Genomic DNA, 21,127 nt, shown 5'->3' on the forward strand with positions numbered 1-21,127 from the left:
GAGGGCTCACGGCGGCTCACGGCGGCTCAGGACGGGTTTCGACCGTCGCCCGGGAGAGATGACCACGGCACAGGTGGGAGGACCGCGGATGTACCGCACCTGGATGCGTTTCTTCAGCCCCGCGCCCGCCCACCACCGGCTCGGCCTCGTCTGCCTCGGCGTCGGCCTCCAGCACGGCGCCCTGCCCACCGTCGGCCCGCGCGTCCTCGACCACCACGTGGCCGTCGTCGTGAGCAGCGGCCGGGGCTGGTTCCAGGGCACCGACGGACGCCGCAGGCCCGTCACCGCGCCCACCCTGATCTGGCTCACCCCCGGCACCGCCCACCACTACGGGCCCGACCCCGACACCGGCTGGGACGAGGCGTTCGTCGACTTCACCGGGCCCGCCACAGCCACCTACGCCGAACTCGGCTACATCGAGACCGAGCGGCCCCTCGTACCCCTCACCGACGCCGGCCCCGCCCGCGCCGTGATCGGGCGCATGGCCCGTGCCGCACGCCGCGACAACCCCGTCCTGGAGGTCGAGACAGCCGCCGCCGTGCACGAACTGCTCGTCGCCCTGCGCCGCACCCGCGCCGACCTGGCACCCGACGGCGACCAGATCCTCGCCGCCCTCGCCCGGGACGCCTGCCGGCCCCTGAGCGTCGCCGAACACGCCGCCCGGCACGGCATGACCCCCGCCGAACTGCGCACCGCGGTACGGCGCGGCGCCGGATGCAGCCCCAAGGACTACCTCCTCGGCATCCGGCTGAGCCGCGCCAAGGAACTCCTCGCCGCCACCGACCTGCCCGTCGCCGCAGTCGCCCGCCGCGTCGGCTACGACGACCCCGCGTACTTCTCCCGCCTCTTCACCCGCCGGGTCGGCATGGCCCCCGTCCGCTTCAGGGCCCAGCAGGGACGCACGGTCCCCGGCGGCTGGAGCGACCGCGTCCCCGACCCCGCCGACCCCCCGACGATCGAACACCCGCACCCGGCGTGACGCCGGGATCCCACCCGCCCCACCCACCCCGCACAACACCGACGCCCCAGGAGCCCGCCCGATCCGTGCCACGTAATGTGGACGCCCATGACCACCAGCAACAACCGCGAAGTCGACCCCGCGATCCGAGCGGAACTCGGCCGGTTGCGCGAGAGCATCGACAACATCGACGCCGCCGTCGTCCACATGCTCGCCGAGCGCTTCAAGTGCACCCAGCAGGTCGGCCACCTCAAGGCCGCACACCAACTGCCGCCGGCCGACCAGAACCGCGAGGCCCAGCAGATCGCCCGCCTGCGCCGACTCGCCGAGAGTGCGAACCTCGACCCCGCGTTCGCCGAGAAACTCCTCACCTTCATCATCGCCGAAGTGATCAGACACCACGAGCGCATCGCCGATGACACCCTGAACGGCGGGAAACCACCGGTGAATTGACGCCCGGGGCGTGACAGCCGGGTACCCGCGGGGGCATGCTGCGCTGTGCACTTCATGTGCACTCGTAGTCAGCCGACGAGCACTGCGCGTCAGCGGCGCGGGAGCCAGCCGGTTGTCCACACGGGAGAGGACGTCGGGCCATGCCGTCGGATGCCAAGATCCTCATCGTCGACGACCACGAGGACACCCTGTACGCCCTGGAGAGCGCCCTGGCCCCGCTCGGCTACCTGCTCGCCCGCGCCACCAGCGGCGACGAGGCGCTCAAGCAGGTGCTGCGCGGCCAGGTCGGCCTCCTCCTGCTCGACGTACGCATGCCCGGCGTCAGGGGCCTCGACGTCGTGCGTTACATGCGCCGCCTCGAACAGACCCAGCACATTCCCGTCGTCCTGCTCACCGGCTTCGGCCCCGACGCCGAACTCACCTCCACCGCCTTCGGACTCGGCGTCGCCGACCTCGTCAGGAAACCCATCGACCCCTGGACCCTGCGCACCAAGGTCCGCTACCTGTACGACGCCCACCGCCGCCACCTGGCCCTCGAACAGGAGGCGCGGGAACTCCGCGCCCTCGTGAGGGGCCACGACGTACTCACGCGCACCCCGGAGAAGGACCGCGCCTAGACACCGCGAACAGCCCCCAAACGGCCCCACGGGCCGGACCGGAGTCAGGGGCGCGCGCACGGACAAAGGCCGTGTACCGATCCGCCCCTGTGCCCTGTCAGCGGCATCAGGCAGCATGTCCTCCATGTCCGTACTGACGCGCGACGAAGCGCAAGCCCGTGCCACCCTCCTGGACGTCCACCGGTACACGGTCGAACTCGACCTCACCACCGGGGACGACACCTTCGACTCCCGTACCGTGATCCGCTTCGCGGTGGCGGCGGGCCACACCGGCGCGGACACGTTCGTCGAGGTCAGGCCCGCCGAACTGCGCTCGGCCACCCTCGACGGCCATCCCCTGGACACCGGTACCCTCACCGACGGCCGACTGCCCCTGACGGGCCTCGCCGAGGGCGAGCACGAACTGCGCGTGGACGCCGCGATGCGCTACTCCCGCACCGGCGAGGGCATGCACCGCTTCACCGACCCCGTCGACGACGAGACCTACCTCTACACCCAGATGTCCCTGGAGGACGCGGCAGCCGTCTTCGCCAACTTCAACCAGCCCGACCTCAAGGCCGTCTTCGAGTTCACCGTGCGCGCCCCCGAGGGCTGGACCGTCCTCGCCAACGGCATCACCACCGAGACCGCCGACGGGCTCTGGCAGGCCGCCCCCACCCCGCGCATCTCCACCTACCTCGTCGCCGTCGCCGCCGGCCCCTGGCACTCCGTCCGCAGCGAACACCGCGGCCTCCCCTTCGGCCTGCACTGCCGCCGCTCCCTCGCCCCCCACCTCGACACCGACGCCGACGAACTCCTCGACATCACGCGCGCGTGCTACGACCGCTACCACGAGAAGTTCGAGGAGCCCTACCCCTTCGACTCCTACGACCAGGCGTTCGTCCCCGAGTTCAACTTCGGCGCCATGGAGAACCCCGGCCTCGTCACCTTCCGCGACGAGTTCGTCTACCGCTCCGCCGTCACCGACACCGAACGCCAGACCCGCGCGATGGTCATCGCCCACGAGATGGCCCACATGTGGTTCGGCGACCTCGTCACCCTCCAGTGGTGGGACGACATCTGGCTCAACGAGTCCTTCGCCGAGTACATGGGCTACCAGACCCTCACCGAAGCCACCCGCTACACCGACACCTGGACCGACTTCGGCGTCTCCCGCAAGGCCTGGGGCTACGACGCCGACCAGCGCCCCTCCACCCACCCCGTCGCCCCCGAGGCCGTCGACGACACCGCCGCAGCCCTCGTCAACTTCGACGGCATCTCGTACGCCAAGGGCGCCTCCGCACTGCGTCAACTCGTCGCCTGGCTCGGCGAGAAGGACTTCCTGGCCGGCATCAACACCCACTTCGCCCGCCACCGCTTCGGCAACGCCACCCTCGCCGACTTCATCGACTCCCTCGCCGCCGCCACCGAACGCGACGTCCACGCGTGGGCCGACGCCTGGCTGCGCACCACAGGTGTCGACACCCTCACCCCGCGCCTCACCAACGGCGACGCCGGCGGATACACCCTCACCGTCCGCCACGACGGCAGCCGCCCCCACCGCGTCGCCGTGGGCCTCTACGACCACGACGTCGCCGGCGACGGCACCCTCGCCCTCCGCGAGCGCCTCCACGTCGACGTCCCCCAGGACGCCCCGGAGCCCATCGGCAAGCGGCCCGCCCTGCTCCTCGTCAACGACGGCGACCTGACCTACGCCAAGGTCCGCTTCGACCCCGAATCCTTCAAAACCGTCCGCGCAGCCCTCTCCGGCCTCCCCGACCCGCTCACCCGCGCGGTCGTCTGGAACTCCCTGCGCGACGCCGTACGCGACGGCCAACTCCCGCCCGCGGACTATCTGGAGACCGTCCGCGCCCACCTCCCGCGCGAAACCGACCTCGCCCTCGTCCAGGGCGTCCTCACCTTCGCCTCGACCGTCGTCGCCGACCGCTACCTGCCCCCGCAGGACCGCCCCGCCGCCCTGGCCGCCCTCGCCTCCCTGTGCCGCGACCTCATCCGCCGCACCGAGGACGGCGACCACCCCGGCCTGCGCCTCATCGCCGTACGCCACTTCATCGACGTCGCCGCCCACCCCGACACCATCGCCGCCTGGCTCGCGGACGGCACGGTCCCCGGCGGCCCCGAACTCGACCCCGAACTACGCTGGCGCGTCCTGGCCCGGCTCGCCGTCCTCGGCGCCACAGACGAGGCGGAGATCGACGCGGAACTCGCCCGCGACCCCAGCGCCTCCGGCCAGGAAGGCGCCGCCCGCTGCCGGGCCGCCCTGCCCGACCCCGAGTCCAAACTCCGGGCCTGGGAACAGATGTTCAACTCGGACGCGCTCTCCAACTACCTCTTCGTCGCCACCGCCCAGGGCTTCTGGCAGCCCGAACAGACCGACCTCACCGAGGAGTACGTCAAGCGGTACTGGACCGACGCCGTCTCCGTCGCCGCCCGCCGGGGCCCCGCCATGGCCGACGCCGCCGGCCGCTGGGCCTTCCCGGCCCACGCCGTCACCCCCGACACCCTCCGCCTCGGCGAGGAGTGCCTGCGCGACGGCGCCCCGATACCGTCCCTCCGCCGCAAACTCGTCGACCAGCTCGACGACCTGGGCCGCGCACTGCGCGTACGGGAAGGGGCCCGGGAACAGGCGTAACGCCCCCTGTCCGAAGCCGGTACGGGCCGACGGGCACGCGTACGGGTGCACGTGTGGGGCCTGGGGACACCCCCTGCCCCACACGTGCACCCGACGACAACCCCGTACCCCCTTTCGGGTTCCGATCGTTGGTCTTCCCGGGCGCGTCGCCCCAGCCCCGTCCAAGCTGGAACTCCCCAGCCACGCGCCCCGGGAGGACCACCATGCGTACGCCGCCCCTCGCCTCAGGTGCCGAAGGACCCGACGCCCTGCGGCCGTTGCTCGACACGGTCCTCGGCGCCCTCGCGGACGGCGGACACGCGCGCGGAGGCCCCCTCCCGGCCGGTGGACCGGAAACGGTCGCCCAACGGATGCGCGCCACAGTCGGGGACGTGCTGCCCGACAAGGGCGACCCCAACGCCCTCTACGACCTCGTGCGCGCCCTCGCCGAAGGCGCCGCCGACCCCGCGCACCCCCACTGCGCCGCCCACCTGCACTGCCCGCCCCTCGCCGTCGCCACCGCCGCCGACCTCGCCGCCAGTGCGCTCAACCCGTCCCTCGACTCCTGGGACCAGGCCCCGGCCGCCTCCGAGCTGGAAACCCTCGTCACACGCGCCCTCGCCGCCGAGACCGGCGCCGCCGACGCCCTCGTCACCACCGGCGGCACCGAATCCAACCAACTCGCCCTGCTCCTCGCCCGCGAGGCCCACCCCGGTGTCCGCCTCGTGTGCGGCGCCAACGCCCACCACTCCCTGCCCCGCGCCGCCTGGCTCCTCGGCCTCCCCGAACCCGTCGTGGTCCCCGCCCCCGCCGGCACTCTCGACCCGGCCGCCCTCGACGAAGCCCTCACCGCGCTGCCAGGCCCGCGCGGCTCGCTCCTCGTCGCCGCCACGGCCGGCACCACCGACGCGGGGCTCATCGACCCGCTGCCCCAGATCGCGGCCCGCTGCGCAGCCCACGGCGCCCGACTCCACATCGACGCCGCCTACGGCGGCGGACTCCTCTTCAGCGAACGCCACCGCACCAAACTGACCGGCCTCGAACACGCCGACACCGTCACCCTCGACCTGCACAAACTCGGTTGGCAACCCGTCGCGGCAGGCCTCCTCACCGTCAAGAACCCCCACGACCTCACCGCGCTTGCCCAGCACGCCGACTACCTCAACGCCGACGACGACACCGAAGCAGGCCTCCCCGACCTCCTCGGCCGCTCCCTGCGCACCACCCGGCGACCCGACATCCTCAAGATCGCCGTCACCCTCAAAACGCTCGGCCGCGACGGACTCGGCGCCCTCGTCGACCAGGTCTGCGCGCACGCCCACGAGTTCGCCCGCCTCGTCCGGACCCACCCCGGCTTCGAACTCCACGACCCGCCGACCATCAGCACCGTGCTCTTCCGGCCCACCGGAGCAACCGACGACGCCGTCGCCGCCGTACGCCGAAAACTCCTCCACGACGGACGGGCCGTCCTCGGCCGCGCCCAACTCGACGGCCGCCTCTGGCTCAAGGTCACCCTCCTCAACCCCCACACCCGGCCGGACGACCTGGCCGCACTCCTGGAACTGGTGGAAGGAAACACCCCCCGATGACACCCCCCACACCCGCCGACAACCCGGCCACCACCCCCATCCCCGCCCCGGACGCCCCCCACGACCTCGTCGGCATCGGCATCGGCCCCTGCAACCTCTCCCTCGCCGCGCTCGCCCACCCCCTCCCCGACCTCGACACCGTCTTCTACGAACAACACCCCCGCTTCGACTGGCACCCCGGACTCCTCATCGACGGCGCCACCCTCCAAGTCCCCTTCCTCGCCGACCTGGTAACCCTCGCCGACCCCGCCAGCCCCTGGTCCTTCCTCAGCTATCTCAAGAGCCGCGACCGGCTCTTCCCGTTCTACTTCGCCGAGCGTTTCCACATCCAGCGCGCCGAATACGACGCCTACTGCCGCTGGGTCAGCGAGAACCTCCCCGGACTGCACTTCGGACACCAGGTCGACGCCGTCCGCTGGAACCCCGAACGGGACCTGTTCGAAGTCGACTTCACCCAACTCGATGCCGACGGAGAAGCCGAGGCCCTCGGCCGGACGTACACGAAGAACGTCGTCCTCGGCATCGGCAGCGAGCCCTACATCCCCGAACCCCTCAAACCACTCGTCGAAGCCCCCACCGTGCCCGTCCTGCACGCGGCCGACTACCTCGCCCACCGCGACCGGTTCCTCACCGCCGAACACGTCACCGTCATCGGCTCAGGACAGACCGGCGCCGAGATCTTCCTCGACCTCCTGCGCCACCGCCCCGCCGGACGCGAGAAGATCCACTGGCTGGGACGCACCGAGGCCTTCGCCCCCATGGAGTACTCCAAACTCGGCCTCGAACACTTCACCCCCGACTACACCCGCTACTTCCACGCCCTCACCGAACCCGTGCGCGACAGCCTCGTCGCCGCCCAGTGGCAACTCCACAAAGGCATCGGCGCCGACACCATCGCCGCCATCCACGACGAGCTCTACCGCCGCACCCTCCACGGCGGCTGGCCCGAGGCAGTCCTCACCCCCGGCGTCCGCGTCCGCACCGCCGGCCGCGTCGCCACCACCAAAGTCGAACTCCACCTCGAACACACCCAACAGGGCAGCCGCTCCCGCCTCACCACCGACGCCGTCGTCCTCGCCACCGGCTACCGCGACCGCCCCCTCGACCGCGTCCTCGCCGGCCTCGACCCCTACCTCCGCCGCGACAGCGCCGAACGCCCCCGCATCGACGACCGGTTCAGACTCGTCCTCGACCCCGCCGTCACCGCCACCGGCAGCCACGTCTACGTCCAGAACGCCGAGCTCCACACCCACGGAGTCGGCACCCCCGACCTCGGACTCGTCGCGTCGCGCAGCGCCGCCATCCTCAACTCCCTCACCGGCAAGACCCCTTACCCCCAGCCGACCAGAACCGCCTTCACCACCTTCGGCCTCGAACCACCACTGCCCCAGGTCCCGACCCCCCGGCAGAGCGAGGAACGAGAAAAGGGCCAGCACCATGTGCTGACCCCTCTCGTGGAAGGAATCTGAGGAACCCGAGGAATCCGAGGCGACGACCCGCCGCCTACCGGAGACCGCCCACCGGAGACCGGTGACTAGAACACCGGCGTACCGTCACGCGTCAGCTTCCAGTCCACCGATGCGAACTCCTTCGGATCCAGCACACCCTTCGCCGTCACCCACTCGGAGATCCGCGTCCGGATCTCCGTCGACTCCGACCACAACTCCGGCGCCGACGCCACATGCGGGAACGCCCCACCGCCGTTGGCGCGGTAGTTGTTCACCGCGAACACGAACTGCTGGGCGTCGTCCAGCGCGGCACCGTTGTAGGCCAGGTTCTTGATCCGCGAACCGGCCGCCTGCGCGATGTCGATGTCGTACGTCAGACCCGACACGTAGTCGTAGTTGTAGTCCGGGCGGTTCGCCGCGTTCGTCAGCTTCTCCACGTCGATCACCGCGCCCGCCGCCGTCTGCACGAAGTACTGCGCCGAGTACTCCAGGTACGCCCGCACCTGCGCGCCCGTCAGCAACTTCGCGACCAGCGTGTTGTCGTACACGTACAGACTCGACAGGTCCCGGATCGTCACCTGGCCGGCCGGGATCTCCGACGTCCGCGAGAACGGCGACGCCTGCGCGATCACCGGCAGCGACGCGTACGACGTCCCCACCAGCGCCGCCTTCACGACGTCCTCCTGGACCTTCGTGATCAGGTCGATGATCGGAGCGTCCTTGTACCGCGCCTCGACCGTCGTCAACGTCTCCGTCGCCGTACCGACCACCTGGTTGACGTACGCCACGACAACGTCGTGCTCGTCCTTCAGCAGCTTGGTGATCCTCGGGTCGTCCGCGACCGTCTTCGAGTCACGCACGGTCGCCGCGACCGACTCGACGGCCCACTTGCCCTTCTCGAACACCAGCTCGACATCGAACAGTGACAGCCGCTCCGCGTACGCCAACGGCTCCGACAGCACCACCGTCTTACCGGTCGCCGTGTTCGTGACCTTCAGCTCGGCGATCTCCGTGTGCGCGTGACCGACCAGAATCGCGTCGATACCCGGCACCTGCTGCGCCACCAGCGCCGCCGAGTTCTCGACGTACGGCAGCTGGTCACCGTACGAAGAAGTCCCCGAGGACCCCGAGTGCGCCGACACCACAACCACATCCGCGCCCATCGAACGCAGCTTCGGCACCCACTTCGCCGCCTGCTCCTCCAGACCCGGGAACGTCAGCTTCCCCTGCACGTACGCCTTGTCCCAGATCGCGATACCCGGGTTCGTCAGCCCCAGCACGGCCACCTTGACCGGCGGAGCACCCTTCACATGGAACGTCTTCATGAGGTACGGAGGAAACGCCGGCTTCAGCGTCTTCGCGTCCAGCGCGTTCGCACCCAGCAGCGGGAAACGGCACTGCGACTCGAACTTGCGCAGCGTCTCGATGCCGTAGTTGAACTCGTGGTTGCCGAGCGCCACCGCGTCGTACCCGATCGCGTTCATCGCCTGCGCCATCGGGTGCACCGGACCACCCTTGGCGGTGATCGGGTCGACCTTCGCGTAGTAGTACGTCAGCGGGGTGCCCTGAATGGTGTCGCCCGCGTCGAGCAGCAGCGTGTTGCAGCGCCCCTTCTCCTTGCGGACCTGCTCCACCAGCGTCGAGATACGGGCCAGCCCCTGCGCGTTGCCCTTCGCGTCGGAGTACTCCGCGTTCTTGAAGTAGTCCCAGTTGAAGATGTGACCGTGCAGGTCGGTCGTGCCCATGACGGTCAGGGAGTACCGCTTCACCGGCTTCGCGGGCTTCTTCGCCTCCGCGGCCTGCGCCGCCGGAGCCACGACAGCGCTGGTCAGCGCCACCCCCGCTCCGGTCACAGCGGACTTCTTCAGGAACTTCCGGCGGTTCAACGGCATGTTTCGGGCTCCTCGGGGAATGGTCAACGACGCGCGTAGATTCTGACCCGGACACGACCGGTGGCAACAGCCCCCAAAGGTTTCGATCTGGTGACCGGCAGACTCCGCAACCGGGTCCGCAACCGCCCCACGAGTGACAGAGTGGGACGTATGACCCCCAGCCCGGAGCACCCCACCGCTGTTCCCTACGGCACCCCGGACGCCCCCCGCATCGCCGTCCGCGGCGAAGCCCACCTCGAAGTCGACCCCGAGATCGCCCGCATCGGCATCACGATCGGCGCAAGGGGCACGGACCGCCGCTCGGCACTGGACGACCTCACCCGCCGCAACGCCACCGTCCTGGACCTCGTGAAGACCTACGGCGAGGCGGTGGAACGCCTGGAGACAGGAGCCTTCTCCATCACCCCGGAACTCACCAAGCACGGCCGCGGAGAACGCATCCGCGCCTACCACGGCCGCGTCCACCTCACCGCCGAACTCACCGACTTCACGGCCCTCGGCGAACTGACCAGCAAACTCGCCGACCTGGACCTCACCGGAGTCGACGGCCCCTGGTGGGCCCTGCGCCCCGACTCCCCGGCCCACCGCGACGCCCGCCGCCAGGCGGTACGGGAAGCGGTGCAAAGGGCCCGCGAGTACGCGGAAGCCCTGGGCACCTCGCTGGCGGCCCTGGTGGAACTGGCGGACGTGGGCGCCGAGGCCGCACAGCCCATGGCGTACGAGGCCCAGTCACGCTCCCTGCGCCGCGCGGCCTTCGCCGGCGCCGAGGTCGCGGACGAGGCGGCACCACTCGATCTGGAACCGCAGCGGCAACAGGTCTACGCACAGGTGAACGCCCGCTTCACGATGGTGCCGCCACAGCTGTGAACAGACCGGTGACAGGCCACCGAAATGATCAGCCGAAATGCTCATCGGAGCAACTCCGCGCACACTTCAACCGTTGTCAATAACCCTTCACGCAAAGGTGGTTGAGTAGTCATACAGCACCAATTCCCTACCCACCGGTAAGGCCTACGCTCGAAGTATGCGTCGAGCAAAGATCGTCTGTACTCTGGGCCCCGCCACCGACTCGTACGACCAGATCAAAGCACTGGTCGATGCCGGAATGGACGTAGCCCGCTTCAACCTCAGCCACGGCAGCCACGCCGAACACGAGGTGCGTTACCAGCACGTCCGCAAGGCCGCCGACGAAACCGGCCGCAGCATCGGCCTCCTCGCCGATCTTCAAGGCCCGAAGATCCGACTCGGCCGCTTCACCGAAGGCCCCGTACTCCTCGAACGCGGAGACACCTTCACCATCACCGTCGAAGAAGACGTCGAAGGCAACCAGCAGACCTGCGGAACCACCTACGCGGGCCTCGCCACCGACGTCACCCCCGGCGAACTCGTCCTCGTCGACGACGGCAAGGTCTGCCTCCAGGTCACCGCCGTCGACGGACCCCGCGTCCACACCAGGGTCGTCGAAGGCGGAGTGATCTCCGACCACAAGGGCCTCAACCTCCCCGGCGTGGCGGTGTCGGTCCCCGCCCTCTCCGACAAGGACGAGGCGGACCTCCGCTGGGCGCTGCGCACCGGCTTCGACGTCATCGCCCTGTCCTTCGTGCGCAGCGGACGCGACATCGACGACGTCCACCGCATCATGGACGAGGAACACCGCCGCCTCCCGGTCATCGCCAAGGTCGAGAAGCCGCAGGCGGTCGAGGCGATCGACGACATCGTCGCCGCCTTCGACGGCATCATGGTCGCCCGCGGTGACCTCGGCGTCGAAATGCCCCTGGAGCAGGTCCCCATCGTCCAGAAGCGCGCGATCAAGCTGGCGAAGCGCAACGCCAAGCCGGTCATCGTCGCCACACAGATGCTCGAATCGATGATCGAGAACTCCCGCCCGACGAGGGCGGAGGCGTCGGATGTCGCGAACGCGGTCATCGACGGCACGGACGCGGTGATGCTGTCCGGTGAGACGAGCGTGGGCAAGTACGCCATCGAGACGGTCCGGACGATGGCGAAGATCATCGAGGCGGCCGAGGAGGACATCCTGGCCAAGGGCCTCCCGCCACTGACGGACCGCAACAAGCCCCGCACACAGGGCGGCGCGGTGGCCCGTGCGGCGGCCGAGATGGGCGACTTCCTCGGCGCGAAGTTCCTGGTGGCGTTCACACAGAGCGGCGACACGGTGAAGCGCCTTTCGCGCTACAGGTCCCCGATCCCGCTCCTGGCCTTCACCCCGGACCCGGCGACACGGTCCCAGCTGGCGCTGACGTGGGGCGTGGAGACGTTCCTGGGCCCGCATGTCGACTCGACGGACGCGATGGTGGACCAGGTGGACGAGCTGTTGTTGAAGTACGGGCGCTGCCAGAAGGGCGACGTGGTGGTCATCACGGCCGGCTCGCCGCCCGGGGTCTCGGGGTCTACCAACCTGGTCCGGGTCCACCACATCGGCGAGGACGACAGCCCCAAGTAGGCGTTGAGAGAAGGGCCCCTCTTTGGCTGACGGAGGGGCCCTTTTCGGTTCAGTGCTTGGGGCCCACGTGGGTGTCCATCAGGGCTACGGAGGCTTTGCGGGCTACGGAGATGTTCTTGGCGTTCGGCCGTTTCCAGTCGACGCCGACTTTGTCGAGGGTGTCGGTATAGAGTCGCTTGATGTCGGGGGAGAGGTTCGTGAAGAAGTAGCGCGGGTATTCGTAGCGCTTGCGTTCACCTGCGATGAGCTTCTCGGTCCAGTTGGTGATTCGGCAGCCGTCGGAGTGGACGAGTCCCCGGATGAACTCCCATGGGTGCGAGTCGACGATGGCTTGCTGCCAGTTGTCGAGAACGATCCGGCGCTCGTGCTTCTTGCCGGGCCCGTGCTGAGGGAAGAAGCAGGGCCAGTGGGCGCTGTAGCCGACCACGGAAACGTAGCCCTGGGCTTGGACTCGGTACGCGCGCTTTCCCGGATTGAGTGTCTGGACGGCCGCCTCGCACGCGTCGATCAGGCCGGGCCACGCGTCCGCGCACGCGATACGCAGGTAGTGCCCTGAACGCGGATGGGCGCTGATGCACCCGTCACCGAGATACAGGCCAAGGAGGTAGGAGTAGGCGGCTGTGTCTTCGGGATCGCTCGGGAATGATCCGCAGCGGACGCACGGGCTCACCTGCATACGCGGTAGCGGGTCGATTCGCGTCTGCCAGGAGCGGATTGCGGCGCGGGATATCCCTGTCTCTTTGCTGACGGAGTTCAGGCTGCGTCCCTGACTCACCAGCACCAGGGCTCGCTCGCGAGTGCCAATGTCGGACATGTGGTCAGCCTGTGGGGTTGACCACGTCGGCGCGCAGCAAAAAGCGGATGTTCACTAGAATGAGAACATCCGCTTTCTTTCACTACCTTGCAATCCAAGGAAAAGTGCCCCGAGTCGGATTCGAACCGACGCTGGATGGGTTTTGAATCCATGGCCTCTACCGCTGGGCTACCGGGGCCCCTTCGAAACGAAGGTCAGCGGTCACCCGCCGTGACACCACCATACCGCAGCTGGGTACGCTCTTGTCAGCAGCACCCCGCCCTGATCAAGGAGCCCCCGTGACCGCCCCCGAGTCGCCCCAGCCCGCAGACGCGCCCGACGACGACAAGTCGCACGTGCCTCCGCTGACGACCCGTGTCGTCATTGCCGAGGACGAGGCGCTCATCCGGCTCGACCTCAAGGAGATGCTCGAAGAAGAGGGCTACTCCGTGGTCGGTGAGGCCGGTGACGGTGAGGAGGCCGTGGAGCTTGCCCGTAAGCACCGGCCCGACCTCGTCATCCTCGATGTGAAGATGCCGAAGCTCGACGGCATCTCGGCGGCCGAGAAGATCGCCGAGGAGTCCATCGCGCCGGTGCTGATGCTGACCGCCTTCTCGCAGCGCGACCTCGTCGAGCGGGCCAGGGACGCCGGGGCCATGGCGTACCTCGTGAAGCCGTTCAGCAAGAGCGATGTCGTACCGGCGATCGAGATGGCGGTGTCGCGGTTCAACGAGATGCGCACGCTGGAGAAGGAGATCGCGGATCTCAGCCTGAGGCTGGAGACCCGCAAGCTGGTCGACCGTGCCAAGTCGGTCCTCCAGACGGAGTACGGCCTGTCCGAGCCCGCCGCGTTCCGGTGGATCCAGAAGACGTCGATGGACCGGCGCATGTCCATGCAGCAGGTCGCCGAGGCGGTCATCGCGGACGCCGAGGAGAAGAAGGCCGCGAAGGGCTAGCCGCCGCACCTGGTACAGCGGAAGAGGCCCGCGCCCCTGACAGGGGAGCGCGGGCCTCTTCGTGGTCCTGGGGCGGATTCAGTCCTCGCCCAGGTAGGCCTTCCGCACGGACTCGTCGTGCAGCAGGTCCTGCCCCGTGCCGGAGAGCACGATGTTGCCGACCTCCATGACGTGTCCCTGGTCGGCGAGGGAGAGCGCCGCCTGGGCGTTCTGCTCGACGAGGAGGATGGTCGTACCGGCGGCCTTGAGTTCGACGATGGTCGCCATGATCTTCTGCATCATGATCGGCGAGAGGCCCATGGACGGCTCGTCGAGCATCAGCAGCTTGGGCTGGGACATGAGCGCCCGGCCCATGGCCAGCATCTGCTGCTCGCCGCCCGACAGTGTTCCCGCGGCCTGCTTGCGGCGCTCTCCGAGGATCGCGAAGAGGTCGTAGGCGCGCTGGATGTCCTTCTCGATGCCGGCCTTGTCGTTGCGGAGGAAGGCACCGAGGCGCAGGTTGTCCTCGATGGTCATGCGGGGGAAGATGTGCCGCCCCTCGGGGGAGTGGGCGAGCCCCAGGGAGACGATCTGGTGGGCGGGGACCTTCTTCAGCGACTTGCCGTCGAACTTGATCTGGCCTCCGGCGGGCTTGAGGAGGCCCGAGAGGGTGCGCAGTGTGGTGGTCTTGCCGGCGCCGTTGGTGCCGATGAGGGTGACCACCTGGCCGGCTTCGACGCTGAAGGAGATGCCCTTGACGGCTTCGATCTTGCCGTAGGCGACTCGGAGGTCCTCGACTTCCAGGAGTGCGGTCATCGGTCGGTCTCCTTGCCGGGCGCGGCGTCCTTGGTGGTGTCGGCGTTTGCCTCGGCTGCCGCGACCTCCGCGATTTCCTCGGCGCCGGGGGCGCCTTCGAAGGGTTCTCCGAGGTAGGCGGCGACGACGCGCTCGTCGCCTTGCACGGTCGCGCTGTCGCCCTCGACGAGTTTTTCGCCCTGTACGAGGACGGCGACGCGGTCGCAGAGGTTGAAGATGAACCGCATGTCGTGCTCGATGACGAGGACGGCGATGCCCTGGTCGCGGATGGCGAAGACGAGTTCCTCGGTGGCCCGGGTCTCCTGCGGGTTCATGCCGGCGGTGGGCTCGTCGAGGAGGAGCAGGCCGGGCTCGCTGGCCAGGGCCCGCGCGATCTCGAGCTTGCGCTGCTCGCCGTACGGGAGGTTTCTGGCGAGGTGGTCGCGCTTGTGGGCCAGGCCGATGAACTCCAGGAGTTCCATGGCGCGTTCTTCGGAGGCCTTCTCGGCCCTCTTGAAGCCGGGGCCGCGCACGAGTGCGGACCAGAGGCCTTCCTTGGTGCGGGTGTGGCGGCCGACGAGCACGTTTTCGAGGACCGTCATGTTGGCGAAGAGACGGATGTTCTGGAACGTGCGTGCGACGCCGGCCGCGGTGACCTTGAAGGACTTGGGCGGCAGGACGGTGCCTTTGTAGCGGACTTCTCCCTCGGTGGGGATGTAAAGGCCGGTGAGGCAGTTGAAGAAGGTCGTCTTGCCGGCGCCGTTGGGGCCGATGAGTCCGACGATCTCGCCGCTGTTGACGGTGAGGTCGACGTTGCGTACGGCGGTGAGGCCGCCGAAGCGCATGGTGACGCCTCGGGCGTCCAGTACGACCTCGCTGGAGGCGGGGGCCTGGGTGGTGGTGTCGGTAGTCATGTCGGTCAGACCCCTGCCTTGCTGAGGACTGTGGGTGCTTCCGCGTCTTCGTGGAATTCGAGCTGGCGGCGCCGGTTCGGGATGAGGCCTTCCGGGCGGAAGCGCATCAGCAGGACGAGCGCGAGTCCGAAGGCGAGGAGCTGGTAGTTGTCGAGGAACTGGAGCTTGGCGGGGATGAGGTAGAGCAGTGCGGCGCCGACGAGCGGTCCGCTGATGGTGCCCATGCCGCCGAGGACGACCGCCGCGAGCAGGAACGCCGAGTTGGGGGGGACCACGTTGGCGAAGGTGTACTGCTCGGGGGTGACGGTGTAGGTGACGTGTGCCTGGACCGTGCCGGCGAGACCGGCGAGGGCGGCGCCGAGGGCGAAGGCGATGAGCTTGACCCGGAAGCCGTTGATGCCCATGGCGAGGGCGGCGGTCTCGTCCTCGCGGATGGCGATCCAGGCGCGGCCGATACGGGAGTCACCGCTGCGTCGGAAGACGACCACGACGATCAGTGTGATGACGAGCATCAGCAGGAAGTAGTTGGCGAACCGGGCGATGGTGAAGCCGGCGAAGCTGTGCTCCTGGCCGAAGTCGAAGCCGAGGATGTTGAGGTTGGGGATGGAGGAGATGCCGTTGGAGCCGTTGGTGATGTCCGGGCCCGAGGTGCCGTCCATGTTGAGGACGGCGATGCGGAAGATCTCACCGAAGCCGAGGGTCACGATGGCGAGGTAGTCGCCGCGCAGGCGCAGGGTGGGGGCGCCGATGAGGACGCCGAAGACCATGGCGACGGCGGCACCGACCAGGGCGGAGGCCCAGAACGGGAGGTGGATGTCGAAGGGGGAGGACGGGGAGCCGGAGACCATGGCGGCGGTGTAGGCGCCGACGCCGAGGAAGGCGACGTAGCCGAGGTCGAGGAGGCCGGCGAGGCCGACGACGATGTTCAGGCCGAGGGCGACGGTGGCGAAGATCAGGATGTAGACACCGATCGTGGCGTACCGGTCGTCGGACTGGGTGAAGGGGAAGGCCGCGGCGGCGAGGAACGCGCCGAACATCGTCACGTTGCGGTGTTTCGCGGTGACGGCGGAGACCCTGCTCACGAGGCCGGCCTTGGTGACGGCGGCGAAGCCGAAGCCGGTGGTGACGAGGAAGCCGAGGAAGAGTTCGTCGTACTCGGTGCCGATGCCGTAGGTGAAGACGATCAGGCCGAGGGCGAGTGCCGCGACGATGATCAGGATCTCGGCGTACGCGGGCAGCTTGCGGGCCGGGGTGGGGCTGCCGGAGACGAAGGCCGCCTTGAAGACGCTGACCCTGTTGCGTGCGTCGAGGACGAGCCGCTCGCGGGGCGTGTCCTCGGGGTCGGCGATGTCGGGCTCCGGCCGCTCGAACGGCAGGGAGAGCGCGCCGAGGAGGGCGCCGAGGGTGGCGATGGCGGCGATGAAGGCGCCGGGTTCGAGGTTGACGACGCCGCCGAGCTGGACGGTGATCGCGATGACCGTGTACCAGGCGGTGATGAAGGCGCCGAGCGCGGAGAGGCGCAGGGCGCTGGAGGCTCCTGCGGGTACCAGCCAGCCCAGGCCCTTGACGCCGTACGAGGCGAGGCCGAACAGGGTGGTGAGGATGCCGCCGATGAGGACGAGGACCTGGAGGCCGCCCGGGTAGCCGTAGACGGTGAGGTCGCCGGGGAACGCGGAGGTCCAGGTCCAGGCGAGGAACGCGGAGACGACGGTGAGGGCGCCGCCGCCGGTGGCGAGGGCGCGGCCGATGGTGGCGGGGATGGGGACGAGGCCCGTGGGCGTTCCCGGGGTCGGGGCGCTGGGCGACTCGGGTGTGGTGGTCTGTGTGGTCATCGGTGTCACGCCCTGTCCGCCACGCGCTCCCCGAGCAGGCCCTGTGGCCTGAACAGGAGTACGAGGATGAGGAGTACGAAGGCCCAGACGTTGGCCCAGGACTGGCCGCCGAGCTGCGACATGCCGGGGACGTTGGCGATGTAGGCGGTGGCCATGGTTTCGGCGAGGCCGAGGACCAGGCCGCCGATCATGGCTCCGTAGATGTTGCCGATGCCGCCGAGGACGGCGGCGGTGAAGGCCTTGAGGCCGAGGATGAAGCCCATACGGAAGTTGATCTCGCCGTACCTGAAGCCGTAGGCCAGGCCTCCGACGGCGGCGAAGGCGGCGCCGAGGGCGAAGGCGACCACGATGATCTGGTCGGTGTTGATGCCCATGAGCTTGGCCGTGTCCGGGTCCTGGGCGGTGGCCTGCATGCCGCGTCCGGTGCGGGTCTTCATCACGAAGTAGGCGAGGATCGCCATGCTGATGGGCGCGGCGACGAAGAGGAAGACGTCACCGGTCTGGATGGTGACGCTGCCGATCTCGAAGGGCCCGCCGGGGATGCTCGGGAAGACGATGGCCGACTTGGCGTTCGGGTACCAGGCCCACACCGCCTGCTGGAGGGCGAGGGAGAGGCCGATGGCGGTGATGAGGGGAGCGAGGCGTGGCGCGCTGCGCAGGGGGCGGTAGGCGAACCGTTCCGCCCCGACGGCGACCGTGGTGGAGACGACGATGGCGCCGACGAGCATGAGGGGCAGTGCGAGCCACATGGTGGTGCCGTTGGGCAGGACGTACAGATAAACCGTGAGAGCGCCGAACGCCCCGGTCATGAAGATCTCGCCGTGGGCGAAGTTGATGAGCTGGACGATGCCGTAAACCATTGTGTAGCCGATGGCGACGAGCCCGTACATGGATCCCAGTAGCAGGCCGTTGACCAGCTGCTGCGGCAGTTCGTTCACCGCATGTCCTCCGAGACGTTCGGATGTCGGATGTTCGACGGATGTGGCCGGATGTGAGTCCGCGCGGGGCGCTTGTGGTGCAGCGCCCCGCGCGGCTCTTCCGTGCTGTGGGTGAGGATCAGCCGGTGTAGGTACCGGACTTCACGGGCGCCCAGGCGCCGTTCTCGACCGCGTACACGGTGAGCTGCTTGTTCGTGGCGTCACCGTACTCGTCGAAGGAGACCTTGCCGGTCACACCGTCGAAGGAGACGTTCTGCATGGCCTCGGTGACCTTGGCGCGGGCGTCGTCCGGAAGCTTGCCGTCGTTGTCGTCGACGACCTTCTTCACGGCTTCGATGATCGCCCAGGCGGAGTCGTACGAGTAGCCGCCGTAGGCCTCGTAGGCCTCCTTGTAGCCCGCGGCCTTGTAGTTGGCGACGAACTCCTTGGCGGAGGGCAGCTCCTCGACCGGCGCGCCGACCGAGGTGGCGAGGTCGCCGGTGGCGGTGGCGCCGGCCAGCTTGATGAAGTCGGCGCTGTAGATGCCGTCGCCGCCGACGACCGGGATCTTGGCGCCCGCGGCCTTGATCTGCTTGCTGAGCGGGCCGGCCTGCGGGTATTCGCCGCCGTAGTAGACGACGTCCGCGCCGGAGCTCTTCACCTGGGTGGCGATCGCGGAGAAGTCCTTGGTTTCCGGGTCGATGTGCTGCGTGCCGGCCACGGTGCCGCCGAGCTTCTTGAACTCCTCGGTGAAGGTGGCGGCCAGACCGGCGCCGTAGGTCTTCTTGTCGTCAATGACGAAGACCTTCTTCTTCTTGGAGTCGTTGAAGACGTACTGCGCGGCGAACGGGCCCTGGATGGCGTCCGTGGTCGCGGTGCGGAAGTACGACTTGTACGGGCGGGTCTTGGTGCCGCCGTTCCAGTCCGTGCCCTGGGTGAGGGCCGGGTTGGTGTTGGCGGGGGAGACCTCGACGAGTTTGGCGTCGTCGAAGACCTTCTGCATGGACTCGGCCACGGACGAGTTCAGCGGTCCGACCACACCGAGGACCGCCTTGTCGGCGACCAGCTTGGTGGCGTTCTGCTGGCCCGAGGAGGGCTGCGCCTGGTCGTCGAGGGCCTCGATCTTGAAGGTGACGCCGTCGACGTACTTCTTCTCGTTGGCCTGCTTGGTGGCGAGGTCGACGGAGTTCTTGATGCCGAGGCCCAGCGCGGACAGGTCGCCGGTCAGCGGGGCGTCGATACCGATGGTCACGGTGGTGCCACCGCTGCCGGAGTCCGAGTCACCCTTGTCGTCGCGCGAACCGCAGGCGGTGAGGGTGAGAGCTCCTGCCGCCAAGGTGGCGGTTAGGGCGATGAGCGAGCGTTGACGCACGATCGGTCCTTTCGTGGCACGTCCCTTCCCCGCGGAAGCGACTGAGTCGAGCGCTGGGCCGAAATGGCTTCGAGTCCGATGGCGCGGTGACTGGCCGTGACTCTAAGCCCTGGTCCGAGCGTGGAGGCATCGTGTGGGGTGGCTTGTGACTTTCTTGTTATGACGTGCCGGTTGATGATCCTGGGACGGAGGATGTTCTCGGCGAGTTTGTCATAAATTATCCACCGTCCACATTTTGAGAATTTGCACTTCCGGTTGCCCGTCGGCTTGGCCGTGCGGACAGCGGGTCGCAGGCCTTGTGGAGGAGTTCGGACAGGTCGTCCGGGAATGCGCCACCGAAGATGAAACTGTGTCTCTGTATTGCGCGCGTGTTACGCAGCGTTACGTCCAAAAAAGGCATGCCCGCGTCAAGCGGAAGGCCCTTGCAGTCGACCACGGATATCTGGACGGTGATCCGGCGCGTGGTCCCGGCGCTGACGGTGGAGGCCTCGGCGGGCGAGATGCGGGCGGTGAGACCGTCGAAGGCGGCGCCGGTGACGCGCAGGGTGACGGGGGGCCCGCCCTGCACGGTCACCGCGAACCGGAAAAGGCCGTTGGTGGGCGCGGAGTCGAAGGTCGCGGCGAGGCCTGTGTACCGGAACGTGGTCACGTTGGCGGGCCACGGTACGGCCGCGAGGGTGGTGGGCGGGGTGGACGGCTTCGGGGGCAGGGCGACGATGACTCCGGCTGTCGCGGCAGCGAGCGCGACGGTGCCGAGAACGGCTCTGCGGACGCGCGGCGACAGAGCCCGCCAGCGATCCGTGAAGCGTGGTGTGTCGGCACCGATGACTTCGTAAGTCTCTTGCGCGTCCGGCGAGTTGACGGGTTCGACGGGGCCGATGCCGGTCATGGTCGCAGCCTCATGGGGGAACGGTAACCTCCCGACCCGTCCGGGGTCCCCCTCCGGGAGCAGTTCGAGAACGAGGCCCGTCCGGGGCCGTAGGGGGGTCTGGGGCGCCGCCCCCGGGGGGATGGGGGCCGGGCGGGGGCGGCGGGGGCTGGAGAACCCCCCTCAGCCGGCCGTGGGCGCGTCCCGCAGCAGGCACGTCAGGCGCGCCGTGCACACCCGCTTGTCGGCCTCGTCCGTGATCACGACCTCGTACGTCGCCGTCGACCGCCCCCGGTGCACCGGGGTGGCCACGCCGGTGACCAGTCCGGAGCGGGCCCCGCGATGGTGGGTGCAGTTCAGGTCCACACCGACGGCGATCTTCGAGCTGCCCCCGTGCAGCATCGCCCCGACGGACCCGAGCGTCTCGGCCAGCACCGCGGACGCGCCCCCGTGCAGCAGCCCGTACGGCTGTGTGTTGCCCTCGACGGGCATCGTGCCGACGACACGGTCGGCCGACGCCTCCACGATCTGCACGCCCATCCGGTTCCCCAGGTGTCCCGCGGAGAACATGGCGATCACGTCGACACCAAGTGCCGCGTACTCGTCGATGACTTCCTGCGGGAACTTCACATGCTGCTGCTCACCCATGGGGCCCGGCTCCGTTCATCGTGG

The 21,127-nt window shown here is 69.0% G+C and carries 18 protein-coding genes and 1 tRNA gene; 9 read left to right on the forward strand and 10 right to left on the reverse strand.

The window, feature by feature from the left end:
* The first annotated feature begins 88 nt into the window (after positions 1 to 88).
* The 6 genes from G3I56_RS25840 (at position 89) to G3I56_RS25865 (ending at position 7,697) form a co-directional block, all read left to right on the forward strand.
* The gene (locus tag G3I56_RS25840; RefSeq protein ID WP_164412881.1) at positions 89 to 979 is read left to right on the forward strand and encodes an AraC family transcriptional regulator; all 891 of its coding nucleotides are present in this window, start codon (positions 89 to 91) and stop codon (positions 977 to 979) included.
* Between the two features lie 87 nt (positions 980 to 1,066).
* Entirely contained in the window at positions 1,067 to 1,411 is a 345-nt protein-coding gene (locus tag G3I56_RS25845) for a chorismate mutase (protein WP_164412883.1), read from the forward strand.
* A gap of 140 nt (positions 1,412 to 1,551) precedes the next feature.
* On the forward strand, positions 1,552 to 2,028 hold the full coding sequence (locus G3I56_RS25850) for a response regulator (protein WP_164412885.1): 477 nt from the start codon (positions 1,552 to 1,554) through the stop codon (positions 2,026 to 2,028).
* A 124-nt stretch (positions 2,029 to 2,152) separates the two neighbouring features.
* Positions 2,153 to 4,660, forward strand: a complete 2,508-nt coding sequence (pepN, locus tag G3I56_RS25855) for an aminopeptidase N (RefSeq protein WP_164412887.1) — start codon at positions 2,153 to 2,155, stop codon at positions 4,658 to 4,660.
* A 203-nt stretch (positions 4,661 to 4,863) separates the two neighbouring features.
* A complete protein-coding gene (locus tag G3I56_RS25860; protein WP_164412889.1) occupies positions 4,864 to 6,228 on the forward strand; it encodes an aminotransferase class V-fold PLP-dependent enzyme in 1,365 nt (454 codons plus the stop codon).
* Entirely contained in the window at positions 6,225 to 7,697 is a 1,473-nt protein-coding gene (locus tag G3I56_RS25865) for a SidA/IucD/PvdA family monooxygenase (protein ID WP_164412891.1), read from the forward strand. Before G3I56_RS25860 ends, G3I56_RS25865 begins: the two co-directional genes overlap by 4 nt.
* A gap of 65 nt (positions 7,698 to 7,762) precedes the next feature.
* Here the strand turns inward: G3I56_RS25865 and G3I56_RS25870 are convergent, their stop codons facing one another.
* A complete protein-coding gene (locus tag G3I56_RS25870) occupies positions 7,763 to 9,568 on the reverse strand; it encodes a 5'-nucleotidase C-terminal domain-containing protein (protein WP_164412893.1) in 1,806 nt (601 codons plus the stop codon).
* 150 nt (positions 9,569 to 9,718) lie between these two features.
* Between G3I56_RS25870 and G3I56_RS25875 the strand changes: the two genes are divergently transcribed.
* Both G3I56_RS25875 and pyk read left to right on the forward strand, forming a co-directional pair.
* A complete protein-coding gene (locus G3I56_RS25875; RefSeq protein ID WP_164412895.1) occupies positions 9,719 to 10,435 on the forward strand; it encodes an SIMPL domain-containing protein in 717 nt (238 codons plus the stop codon).
* Between the two features lie 157 nt (positions 10,436 to 10,592).
* Positions 10,593 to 12,029: a pyruvate kinase gene (gene pyk / locus G3I56_RS25880; protein WP_164412897.1), complete on the forward strand. Its 1,437-nt coding sequence runs from the start codon at positions 10,593 to 10,595 to the stop codon at positions 12,027 to 12,029.
* A 49-nt stretch (positions 12,030 to 12,078) separates the two neighbouring features.
* Here pyk and G3I56_RS25885 read toward each other — a convergent pair whose 3' ends face one another.
* Together G3I56_RS25885 and G3I56_RS25890 are read right to left on the reverse strand one after the other, a co-directional pair.
* Positions 12,079 to 12,843 carry a transcriptional regulator gene (locus tag G3I56_RS25885; protein WP_164412899.1) on the reverse strand — a complete coding sequence of 255 codons (765 nt, stop codon included), beginning with the start codon at positions 12,841 to 12,843 and terminating at the stop codon, positions 12,079 to 12,081.
* Positions 12,844 to 12,948: 105 nt separating this feature from the next.
* Positions 12,949 to 13,021 (reverse strand) — tRNA-Leu (locus G3I56_RS25890).
* 100 nt (positions 13,022 to 13,121) lie between these two features.
* Here G3I56_RS25890 and G3I56_RS25895 point away from each other — a divergent pair.
* On the forward strand, positions 13,122 to 13,778 hold the full coding sequence (locus G3I56_RS25895; protein WP_164412900.1) for a response regulator: 657 nt from the start codon (positions 13,122 to 13,124) through the stop codon (positions 13,776 to 13,778).
* 78 nt (positions 13,779 to 13,856) lie between these two features.
* On the opposite strand, the gene G3I56_RS25900 is transcribed toward G3I56_RS25895, so the two are convergent.
* The 7 genes from G3I56_RS25900 to G3I56_RS25930 all read right to left on the reverse strand — a co-directional run bounded on the left by G3I56_RS25900 (position 13,857) and on the right by G3I56_RS25930 (position 21,103).
* Entirely contained in the window at positions 13,857 to 14,573 is a 717-nt protein-coding gene (locus tag G3I56_RS25900; RefSeq protein ID WP_164412902.1) for an ABC transporter ATP-binding protein, read from the reverse strand.
* Positions 14,570 to 15,466, reverse strand: a complete 897-nt coding sequence (locus G3I56_RS25905) for an ABC transporter ATP-binding protein (RefSeq protein ID WP_164412904.1) — start codon at positions 15,464 to 15,466, stop codon at positions 14,570 to 14,572. Before G3I56_RS25905 ends, G3I56_RS25900 begins: the two co-directional genes overlap by 4 nt.
* Before the next feature lie 5 nt (positions 15,467 to 15,471).
* Positions 15,472 to 17,298, reverse strand: a complete 1,827-nt coding sequence (locus tag G3I56_RS25910; protein WP_164412905.1) for a branched-chain amino acid ABC transporter permease — start codon at positions 17,296 to 17,298, stop codon at positions 15,472 to 15,474.
* Positions 17,299 to 17,303: 5 nt separating this feature from the next.
* Positions 17,304 to 18,236, reverse strand: coding sequence for a branched-chain amino acid ABC transporter permease (locus tag G3I56_RS25915; RefSeq protein ID WP_164412906.1), 933 nt, complete (start codon positions 18,234 to 18,236; stop codon positions 17,304 to 17,306).
* A gap of 118 nt (positions 18,237 to 18,354) precedes the next feature.
* Positions 18,355 to 19,587: a branched-chain amino acid ABC transporter substrate-binding protein gene (locus G3I56_RS25920; RefSeq protein WP_164412907.1), complete on the reverse strand. Its 1,233-nt coding sequence runs from the start codon at positions 19,585 to 19,587 to the stop codon at positions 18,355 to 18,357.
* 217 nt (positions 19,588 to 19,804) lie between these two features.
* A complete protein-coding gene (locus G3I56_RS25925; protein WP_164412908.1) occupies positions 19,805 to 20,476 on the reverse strand; it encodes a hypothetical protein in 672 nt (223 codons plus the stop codon).
* A 162-nt stretch (positions 20,477 to 20,638) separates the two neighbouring features.
* Positions 20,639 to 21,103: a hotdog fold thioesterase gene (locus G3I56_RS25930; RefSeq protein WP_164412909.1), complete on the reverse strand. Its 465-nt coding sequence runs from the start codon at positions 21,101 to 21,103 to the stop codon at positions 20,639 to 20,641.
* Between the last annotated feature and the right edge of the window lie 24 nt (positions 21,104 to 21,127).

Origin of the sequence: Streptomyces sp. SID12488 (assembly GCF_010548275.1) — a bacterium.
In the GTDB taxonomy this organism is placed as follows: Bacteria; Actinomycetota; Actinomycetes; order Streptomycetales; family Streptomycetaceae; genus Streptomyces.